Origin of the sequence: Mesorhizobium sp. M1A.F.Ca.IN.020.06.1.1 (assembly GCF_004023265.1) — a bacterium.
Taxonomy (GTDB): domain Bacteria; phylum Pseudomonadota; class Alphaproteobacteria; order Rhizobiales; family Rhizobiaceae; genus Mesorhizobium.
Window position 1 is genome coordinate 1 of sequence record NZ_RZSR01000115.1, and the last position, 9421, is coordinate 9421.

The 9421-nt window shown below is 62.2% G+C and carries 7 protein-coding genes and 1 pseudogene; 2 read left to right on the plus strand and 6 right to left on the minus strand.

Annotated elements, in window-relative coordinates:
• On the minus strand, positions 1 to 1765 hold a 1765-nt coding region (locus EOA60_RS07820), incomplete at its 3' end, for an adenylate/guanylate cyclase domain-containing protein (protein WP_164899224.1).
• A 243-nt stretch (positions 1766 to 2008) separates the two neighbouring features.
• Here EOA60_RS07820 and EOA60_RS07825 point away from each other — a divergent pair.
• A complete protein-coding gene (locus EOA60_RS07825; RefSeq protein WP_095823325.1) occupies positions 2009 to 3781 on the plus strand; it encodes an adenylate/guanylate cyclase domain-containing protein in 1773 nt (590 codons plus the stop codon).
• A gap of 81 nt (positions 3782 to 3862) precedes the next feature.
• On the opposite strand, the gene EOA60_RS07830 is transcribed toward EOA60_RS07825, so the two are convergent.
• From EOA60_RS07830 to EOA60_RS07840, 3 genes are all read right to left on the minus strand, one after another.
• Entirely contained in the window at positions 3863 to 5248 is a 1386-nt protein-coding gene (locus tag EOA60_RS07830) for a hypothetical protein (RefSeq protein WP_095823326.1), read from the minus strand.
• A gap of 199 nt (positions 5249 to 5447) precedes the next feature.
• Entirely contained in the window at positions 5448 to 5972 is a 525-nt protein-coding gene (locus tag EOA60_RS07835) for a GNAT family N-acetyltransferase (protein ID WP_095823327.1), read from the minus strand.
• 74 nt (positions 5973 to 6046) lie between these two features.
• Complete coding sequence (locus tag EOA60_RS07840; RefSeq protein WP_127334827.1) at positions 6047 to 6871, minus strand: hypothetical protein; 825 nt, start codon at positions 6869 to 6871, stop codon at positions 6047 to 6049.
• Positions 6872 to 7074: 203 nt separating this feature from the next.
• Here EOA60_RS07840 and EOA60_RS07845 point away from each other — a divergent pair, with 203 nt between their 5' ends.
• Positions 7075 to 8490 carry an adenylate/guanylate cyclase domain-containing protein gene (locus EOA60_RS07845; protein WP_067326333.1) on the plus strand — a complete coding sequence of 472 codons (1416 nt, stop codon included), beginning with the start codon at positions 7075 to 7077 and terminating at the stop codon, positions 8488 to 8490.
• A 21-nt stretch (positions 8491 to 8511) separates the two neighbouring features.
• Here EOA60_RS07845 and EOA60_RS07850 read toward each other — a convergent pair whose 3' ends face one another.
• Positions 8512 to 8991 carry a class I SAM-dependent methyltransferase gene (locus EOA60_RS07850; protein ID WP_066994102.1) on the minus strand — a complete coding sequence of 160 codons (480 nt, stop codon included), beginning with the start codon at positions 8989 to 8991 and terminating at the stop codon, positions 8512 to 8514.
• A 189-nt stretch (positions 8992 to 9180) separates the two neighbouring features.
• A pseudogene (locus EOA60_RS07855) lies at positions 9181 to 9421 on the minus strand (ABC transporter permease); the annotation flags it as partial.

Consider the following 9421-nt stretch of genomic DNA (forward strand, 5'->3'; position numbering starts at 1 on the left):
TAGTGGCGGGAATGCCGGTTGCGACTTCGCCTGCCGCAGTCCGCCATCGCTGGCCCTCGCGCATCAGCACACCGCGATCGATCAGGCCGCGAACGATCTCCTCTATAAAAAGCGGATTGCCGCCGGCGCGCTCGAGGATCTGGTCGACAAGCCTGCCTGCGGACTTTACCCAGCTCTCCCCGAACAGCGCCGCCAGCAGCCCGCGTCCGTCATCAGTGTTGAGCGGCGAAAGCCTCAGCGCTGTGTGACTGACCCGACTTGAGTCGAGCTGGTCGTTGTCCGGCGCCGGACGATGCGTGACCAGCAACATCAACCGCGTGCGTTCCAACCTGTCCATCACGAAACGCAGCGCCTCGAGCGACACGGCGTCGGCCCAGTGCAGATCTTCGACGACAATCAACAGCGGCGACAACGCAAGCCGCCTTTCGATGATCGTGCGGACTGCGTAGAGAATTTGCCTCCGCAGCTGCTCGGGCTCGACATGCTGCAAGGTGGCATCGGGGTCGCCAAGGCCAAGCACATGGTAGAGCAAAGGCATCAGCCGCTTCGCCTCCTCGCCCTGCAGGCCGAGGTCGGTCAGCAAGCCTGCGAGCTTCGCCCGCATTTCGTCCCCAGTATCGCTTTGCATCATCCCGGCAGCGCTGCGCACCACTGCGCCCAAGGCGCCAAAAGATTGTTCGCCCAGCGGTGAGCATGTGGCCTGCCGCACGGCGACGTTGCGAAAACGATCCTCGTCGCCGACGCGGGCGACGAACTCCTTCACCAGCCTCGATTTCCCGATACCGGCTTCTCCGACGAGGCGAACAAGTTGGGCCGAGCCGCCGCACGCCTGGTCAAGGCTGGCCAGCATTCTATGGAGCTCCGCACCACGACCTATGATCGGCGCGCTCAGGCCGAGCACCTCGAGCCCACGCGCTGCACGCGGCAACGCAAGCGGTGCGTCCAGTCGATGGACGAGCACACTGCCTGCCTTGCCGCGAAGCACAACATCACCCAGCGGCTCGAAAGAGAAGGCATGCCGGGTCAGCCTATGAGTGAGTTCGCCTACCAGAACCTCACCCGGTGCCGCCAGCGATTGCAAGCGTTGCGCCGTATTCACTGTATCGCCGGTCACCGAATAGGATTTGGCGGTGCCGATGCCCAATCCGCCAGTGACGACCGGACCAGTGTTTATGCCGATGTGGAGCAACAGAGGCGAGCCGGAGTGGGGAGCGCTTTCGCCGAGCCGCGTCGTCCGGGCCATCATGTCGAGAGCGGCGCGAAGCGCACGTTCCGGATCGTCCTCATGCGCGACCGGCGCACCGAACAAGGCAAGCAATGCATCACCGATGAATTTGTCGACGAAACCGCCAAAGTTTCGCACGGCTGCCGTCAATTCCTTGAACAGTTGGTTCTGCAGCGCTTGCATCACCTCGGGGTCGAGCTGCTCGCTGAGTGTGGTGAAGCCGCAAAGGTCGGCGAACAGGACCGTCACCGTCCTGCGATCGGCTTCAGAGACGGGATGCAACCCATCATCTTCGCTTTCGATGTTCGCGAGCAGCGACGGAGTTCGAGAAGGCGGCACAATGGTCCGGCTTGGTGTCGGAGCAGGCCGTTCGACGGCTTTTGCCGTCGCACCGACGCTTGCCCCACATTTCGGACAGAACTCGAAATCGGGCGCGCACAGGTAGCCGCAGCTGGCGCACGGCACGGGCTGGCGCCTGCCACACTTCGGACAGAAAGCGAAACCGCCCTCGACCTCGAAACCGCAGCCCGAGCAGTCCATCGAGCAAGACCTCACTGGAGCCATGACGGCGTGATCTCGCCACGCACTTCACGGCCGGGTATTCAGACAAGAATGAACCGATAGTCGTCGGCCAGCAAGCGGCAGCGCAAATGGGGCATCGAGCGATCGGTCCAGGCCCGGTGGCAGAGCGCTGCCGACTCGCGCGTCTGCGTAGCCGTCGTCCACGAAAATTCCCTCTTAGCCTCCGCCTTCCTGCTATTATGGAGCCGAGGACACGTGCCCATGAGCGAAAACCGGAAGCTGGCCGCAATCCTCGCTGCAGATGTGGTTGGATACAGCCGGCTCGCGAGCGAGGACGAAGATCGTACTTTGGCGAGGTTGCGGGCACTGCGCAGCGACCTGATTGATCCAATCATCGCAGTGCACAACGGGCGGGTGATCAAGCGCACGGGGGATGGAGCGCTGGTCGAGTTCCGCAGCGTGGTGAATGCCGTGCGCTGCGCCGTTGATGTTCAGAACGGCATGGTCGAGCGCAATGCCGGCGTGCCGCAGGACCGCCGCATCGAGTTCAGGATCGGCATCCATCTGGGCGATGTGGTCGAAGAGAGCGACGGCGACCTGATGGGCGACGGCGTCAACATCGCCTCGCGTTTGGAGGGCGTCGCGGCGCCCGGCGCCATCTGCCTGTCCGAGGATGCCTATCGCCAGGTCAAGGCGCGGCTCGACCTCTCGGTCAGCGATCTCGGCAGCACACAGCTCAAGAACATCGCCGAGCCGATCCGGGTCTATTCGCTACAAGTCGGCAGCGCCGGGACCAAGGCGGCCGCGACCCCGGAAACCGCGGCGAGCCGGCCCGCGACGGCAGCGCCGCCGAAACTGTCGATCGCCGTCCTGCCGTTCGCCAACATGAGCGGTGACGCCGAACAGGATTACTTCGCCGACGGCATTTCTGAGGACATCATCACGGCGCTGTCCAAACTGTCGCAGCTCTTCGTCATCGCACGCAATTCGTCGTTCACCTTCAAGGGCCAGAACGTCCATGTGCAGGAGGTGGGCTCGAAGCTCGGCGTGCGGCATGTACTCGAGGGCAGCGTACGCAAGTCGGGGAACAGGGTGCGCATCACCGCGCAGCTCATCGATGCAACCTCGGGCGGCCATCTTTGGGCAGAGCGGTTCGATCGCGACCTGACTGACATATTCGCGGTGCAGGACGACGTGACGCAGCAGATCGTCGGGGCGTTGGCGCTTAATCTGACCGAGGGCGACCGTCAGCGGCTGGCGCCCGAGTATGCGCGCAACACGCAGGCGTATGACTATTTCATGCGGGGCCGGGAGCTGTGGCACCGGCTGACGAAGGAGACGAACGTCGCAGCCCGCGACCTCTTGCAACGTGCGATCGAACTGGACCCGAAGTTTGCCTCTGCCCACGCCTTCCTCGCCCTCACGCACGGGCTCGATTACCTGAACAGGTGGAGTGCGTCGCCGCCGGAATCGATGGCGCAAGCGGAAGAGGCTGCAACGCGAGCGGTAACGCTGGATGACAGCGATCCCTGGGCGCACTGGGCACTGGCTATCGTGAAGCTGTATACACGACGGCACGATGAAGCCATCAACGAGGCCGAGCACGCGATAGCTCTCAATCCGAACTTCGCCGAAGGGCACGTGATCCTCGGCGAGGCGCTGCACTATTCGGGCAGATCCGTAGAGGCGCTCGAGAGTTACGCCCGGGGCAAGACCTTGAATCCATACTTTCCGGATGTGCTTCTGCATTTCCAGGCTTTGGCATCGTTTCAACTCGGAAGGTACGAAGAGGCCGTTGACCTCTTGCTGCAGCGGCTGGCTCGCAACGCTGTCACCGATGTCTCGCGCGCGCTTCTGGCCGCCAGCTACGGCCATCTGGGCCGTTTCGCCGAGGCCCGCGAGGCATGGCAGGAGGTGCTTCGCGTCAATCCCGACTATTCGCTGGACTACCGACGCAAGGTCTTGCCCTACAAGAACCCTGCCGATTTCGAACTCATCGTGGACGGGCTCCGCAAGGCCGGTATCGTGCAATGACAGGTGAGGCCATGTCAGGTCAGGCCTTGAACTGCGTTCATTCGCGAATGGACTCTCCGCGAATAAAACCTGATGCGAAGCTCAGGTCGCCTTGATCTCTGCCTGGCCGATCTTGCGCCATCGGGCGTCTTCCCGAACTAGTTTCAGGTCGTCGGTCGTCTCGGCAAATGTTTGCAAGCGATACTGCCGGAGCAGATCCGCGAAGAGCGCCCCTTGCGGCAGGCCGGCAAGCTGCTCGCGCACCGAGATCTTTTCATCGATGACCCGCACGCCCCAGGCATTTTCCCGAACCTGCAGCTCCTGAGCCAGATCGCGCTCTTCCGGCGCGTTCTCGTCAAGCGCGGCCAGCAGGATCGAGTGGAAAAGCGCCACATAGCCAATCTGTCTCAGGCCGCCCACAACCCGCACGCGCGGCAATATGGCGAGCACGAGGAACGTGAGGAACAAGTTCGGCAGCAGCACGCCTTCCAGTAGCGCCTGCTTGAGATGCGTTCGCTCGAACGGGATGGAAAGACCATGCCGCCTGTCGGGCTCGATCAGATGGCCGTTCTCGAGGACGAGCTTGCGCACGCGCTCGTCGCGGATGCCCCAGAAATAGGCTGTGGCATTGGGCAGGAATCTGCCAAATGGTCTCGATGCGGTCTCTTCCAAGGCACGTTCGAGACGCTGGCGCCTCGCCGGCTTAAACAGCAGCCTGGAAAGAAGGCTGCCGTCATATTCCAGATGCCGAGCCATGGCGGCCGCGGCCAGCCGATCATCGATGAAAACCGGCCAAGTCATGTCGGAACCATCCCAATTGGCGACCAGATCCTCGTTGAGGGCTGTGACCGCGTCGGCCGCGGTTGCAAACATCTTGTCCCGGCTGGCAAGCAGTGTGCCCAGCCAGCGGCTGGCATCCGTTTCATCACCAACCGCTTCGAGCGCGCGTTTGTTGAGGAAGACGGGACCGGCCGCGCAGGCGCTTTTGCGGCAAAGCTTGTGGCGCCCCATGCCAAACAGGTTGACCTTGTCGTCGCCGACATCGAGCCATCCGGGCCCCTCCCGGCCGATTGTCTCCATGGTCATCGTCGTTCCCATGAAGCAGAAGAAGGCCGAGAGCCCGCTTTCGACCGCGCCGAGCCAGGCAAGCAGCAGGGCGTCGAAGGTGATCCGGTCCATCAGAAGCAGACAGTGCAGGCCGGACTGAATGACCGGTCTGTGCTCGAACCCGTCGAGGGCCTTGCCGACCTCTTCAGGCTGCATGATCGCACCAAGACGCTGATGCAGCACGTCGCGCAGGATCGAGCGGGCAGCGATCGCCGGGTCCGATGCAGGCCTTACCACCGGCCGCCACAGATGGCGGGCATAATCGGAAACCGGTGCGTTCCAGTTCTGCTCGATGTCACGCACGACCTCCGGGCAGAGCAGCGACAGCACAGCCAGAATTTCCACTGGAGGCGTAGGGATTGGGTCAGCCACGGCGGTCATCTGTCCCGTCTGGCGGCTCGCGGTGCAAACGCCAAGCGAGACCAGACTTTCTGGATGCCGGCCCACACATGGATCGTCAACTCGATCAGAACGGTGTGAGACGAAGTTATCCTACAGAGCTCTCCATCGGCAACCGCCAGTTCGCCGACTCGGCTTGGATTGCTAGATTGGACAAACAGTTAAGACCGAACAGCGGATTTCAGAATCGCAGCCGGGCCATGCTGAGGAGGTCGTGGTACTGGCCGTCGGTAAAGCCGGCCTTCACATGCCGACCTTCGACCTCGAAGCCATGGCTTTTGTAGAGGCGCATGGCCGGTTCGTTGTCGGCGTAGACGGTCAATTCGACCCGCTTCAGAGCGCGCCAATTGTCGGCCACGTCGAGCAGCGCGCCAAGTATGGCAGAGCCGATGCCTTTGCCGACAAAGGCATCGTCAAGACCGATATTGATCTCGCCGATATGCGAACGGCGCGGCGAACCCTGCACGACCAGGCTGCCATGGCCGACGACCCTGCCCTCCACCTCCGCAACGATCCAGGTGGTTTCCTGGCCGGACTTGGCGATGCGCCGCTCCACCTGCTCCACCATCTCGAAAGGCATCCTGAGCGTGCCCCAGCGGAAGCCCGGCATGTTGAAGATGGCGCAAAGCGCCTCCGCATCGCTTAGCCGAACGGATCGGAGCTGCGGCTGGATTTTCTCGGAGGATGGCGAGGTTGTGCTGGTCATAACGTTCCCGGCGATGGCAATCGGCACGGTACGATGCACCCTACGTCACCTGAAAATCCAGCCGTCTCTAGAACCTATGATGCCGATTGCGAGCTAAAATACTGAGTGGCGGCGAAAAGTTTGAAGACGCCGCTGATGCCGATCCAGGCGAAAAGGGCGAGCCAGCACAATGTCCCGGTCGCCGTCCAGTCGATCCGGTTCACCGCAGCGTCGGTGATGACGAGTCCAACAATGGCAAGCAGGCCAACCAGCAACTGCGCCAAGCCCAGCACCAGCAGTTCCTCGCGCGGCGCGCTTCTCCAGACGGCATATATGCCACCCGCCCCCGCGAGGAAGATGGCGCTGTAGACCTGAGCGTGGAAGCCATCGACCGGCCATGGCCAGAAGCTGCCGAATGTCAGGGGGAACAGCAAAAGGCCGACGCCATAGAGCCCAAGGACTGCCAATTCCACCGGCATGTAGCCGCGCCATGCGGGCTGTAAGGTCACGCCTTTTGCAGAAGGACGGGCCCTGGCCCGCCACAAGAACAGCCCGGATGCCGCGACCGAACCAAGATAGACCAGAAACCAGAGCCAGGGCGCTTTGCGCCCGAAGTTGAAATAGCCGAGATTGATGAACGACGCCACCGACACGATGACGGTGAAGATGAGCGCCATGACGAGCACGAGCCTGCCGGGCGACCAGCGATTCCAGAACAGCAGCGCCGCCATCACGACCATTTCGGCGGTGTAGAAGCCACCAAGGAAGCGGGCATTGAACGGGGTGACGGCCCACGGCCAGCGCGGCTTGACCAGCACGGGCGCGAAGAACAGGCCGGCGCCTACGGTCAGGACGATAATGACCACCAAGGAAAAGAGGCGCAGGGTGCCGGGAAACGGCGGATTGTCGGATGTCGGCATCGGGTAGCCCGCATAGATAAATGCCCATGGATCATCATAGTGCCGGTTGCGGCCGGCGAAAATCCACCACACGGACTTGAGGTATCGCCCGGCTTGTCTATTCGAATGGCCGTAGGGTCGGTTTCGAAGTAAAATGGCGCAGTCGGACCAGGACCGGTCCGGTCAACACGTTTCGGCGGCGCATTTCTTCCGGAGCCTGCACGATGAACGAAGCTCAGGATCTGTTCTCGCTTCTGCGGCAATCGACCGATGTCGATCCGCGGGCAATCGATGCGATCAAGCGAACCATCGCGGAGGGCAAGGACCGCGAGCTTTGCCGCATCAATGCTCTAGCCTTCGCCAGCAAGCATGGCCTCGATGTGGAACGCGCCATAGGCGCCTTTCTGCATGCGGCGCGCGTGGGCCTCTTCGACATTTCCTGGAATGTTCTATGCCCCGGCTGTGGCGGCGTGCTCGACAGCAACGCCACGCTCAAAACCCTGCAGAAGGACGAATATACCTGCGCGCTGTGTTCCGAAGGCTATTCACCGACCCTCGACGAGATGGTCGAGGTGACATTCACGGTCAGTCCTCGCGTGCGCAAGATTGCCGCCCACAATCCACACGAACTGCCGTTGGTGGAATATTTCCGCCAGATCTACTGGGCGTCCGGCGTCGACCTGCCGGAAGAGGATTTCGCCAAGACGATGGAAGCGTTCTCGCTGGAGGATATCGAGCTTGCGCCAGGTGAAAAGGCTGTTCTGCCCGTACAGCTTCCGTCCGAATTCATCATCGTCTTCGAGCCGGTCACCCATTCAGTGCAGTTCATCGACGTCAAGGGCGAACCGACAAGAGAGCGACGAAGCCTCTCATTGGTCTTCGACCGCGAGCATGTCCAGAACCAGACGCTGGAGATGCAACCCGGCCCGTTGCGCATTTCGCTGGAAAACAGGACCGACACCCGCGTGCTGCCGACGGTCTTCATCGCCGGCCAGGAATTGCATGATCTCCTGGGCAAACGCCGGCCGTTCCTGACAGCCAAGCGCCTGCTCACCAACCAGACGTTCCGCGATCTTTATCGCACGGATACGCTCGACATCAACCAGCGCCTGAAGATCACTAGCCTCACCTTCCTGTTCACCGACCTGCGTGGATCGACCGAGCTTTACGAGCGGGTGGGCGATCTTTCAGCCTTCGATCTCGTGCGCGTGCATTTTCAGGTTCTGCACGAGATCGTCGCGTCCGAGGCAGGCGCGGTGGTGAAGACGATCGGCGATGCGGTGATGGCGACCTTCGCGACGCCGGATCGTGCGATTGCGGCGGCCCTGAGGATGCGCGATGCCATGCGTGCGCTCAATGAGAAGAGCGGGCGCGAGGATCTGCTGCTCAAGATCGGAGTCCATGCCGGCCCGTGCATTGCTGTGTCTATGAACGAGCGACAGGACTATTTCGGCCAGACGGTCAACATTGCTTCGCGGGTCCAGAACCTTGCCAACGCACAGGCGATCTTCGCCACGCGCGCGGTGGTCGACGACAATCTCACCGCCGATCTGTTGCACAGGAACGCGCTGACGCCCGTGCCACACGAGGTCTCGCTGCGCGGCATCGAGAGGGAGATAGCGGTATACACGATCCCCTGAAGACTTGGGCCGTTTCGGCCCTCAGACGCGCCTGCAGACAAAATAGCGATCGGCGGGTACCGAAGGCGGCAGTGGAAGGCTTTGCAACTGCGGGTGATCGAGCGGCGTGCCGCTGACCGCAATGCCTCCGACGCGAAGCAGGCGCGCGGTCAGTTCGGGGAGCCAGGTAGAGGTCACTGCATCGCGATCTTCATAGCCGGTGCCGATGTCGGCATGAACAAGAGCGGCCTCGATGCCGATGAACCTGCTCGCCGTCTCGCGGATTTCGCCGAGCACGAGGTTTTCAGCTTCGGGAATTGAGCTGGCGTGTGCGGCAAGTGCGCGGTCGAACGCCACGATCCGTCGGCCGGGCAGACGCTCGCGCAGATGGTGGAACGTCCGGCCATTGCCGAGGCCGAGCTCAAGGATGGGACCCTCGATCTTCGCCACCTCCGCGCAGACTTGATCGAGAATGTCGCGCTGTGCCGTCAGCCTGCGGATGAAACTTTCGAGGCGACTCATATGCGTCTGTGTGTCCTGAACCAGCTCAAGAGACCGGCAATGCCCGCGACCAGGATGAAACCCGAGCAACGTGTTAGCCCGATCCGGCGTCGCCGCATATAGAGGCGAACGTTCAACACAGCAACAACCGAACAGGCCCCCGACGAACCGGGCGGAGTCTGCGCCTTGAAGCGCGGCGGACTGGCGATGTCACTTGTAGGGGTCCGCAGCGTCCCGCAAGCCGTCGCCGAGGAAGTTGAACGCCAGAATGACGAGAATGACGGGGAGGATCGGCAAAAGTAGCCATGGATAAAACGCGATCACGCTGACGCTGCGCGCCTCGGTGAGCAGGATGCCCCAACTGGTTATCGGTGCCCGCAGCCCGAGCCCGAGGAAGCTCAGCGCCGTCTCGCCCAGGATCATGCCGGGTATGGAGATCGTCGCCGTCGCG

What these genes read in the sequence shown, in the direction of transcription:
- EOA60_RS07850 (WP_066994102.1), bottom strand. Translation starts at nt 8,991, where the DNA reads ATGAGTCGCCTCGAAAGTTTCATCCGCAGGCTGACGGCACAGCGCGAC.
- EOA60_RS07840 (WP_127334827.1), bottom strand. Translation starts at nt 6,871, where the DNA reads ATGCCGACATCCGACAATCCGCCGTTTCCCGGCACCCTGCGCCTCTTT.
- EOA60_RS07835 (WP_095823327.1), bottom strand. Translation starts at nt 5,972, where the DNA reads ATGACCAGCACAACCTCGCCATCCTCCGAGAAAATCCAGCCGCAGCTC.
- EOA60_RS07845 (WP_067326333.1), top strand. Translation starts at nt 7,075, where the DNA reads ATGAACGAAGCTCAGGATCTGTTCTCGCTTCTGCGGCAATCGACCGAT.
- EOA60_RS07825 (WP_095823325.1), top strand. Translation starts at nt 2,009, where the DNA reads ATGAGCGAAAACCGGAAGCTGGCCGCAATCCTCGCTGCAGATGTGGTT.
- EOA60_RS07830 (WP_095823326.1), bottom strand. Translation starts at nt 5,248, where the DNA reads ATGACCGCCGTGGCTGACCCAATCCCTACGCCTCCAGTGGAAATTCTG.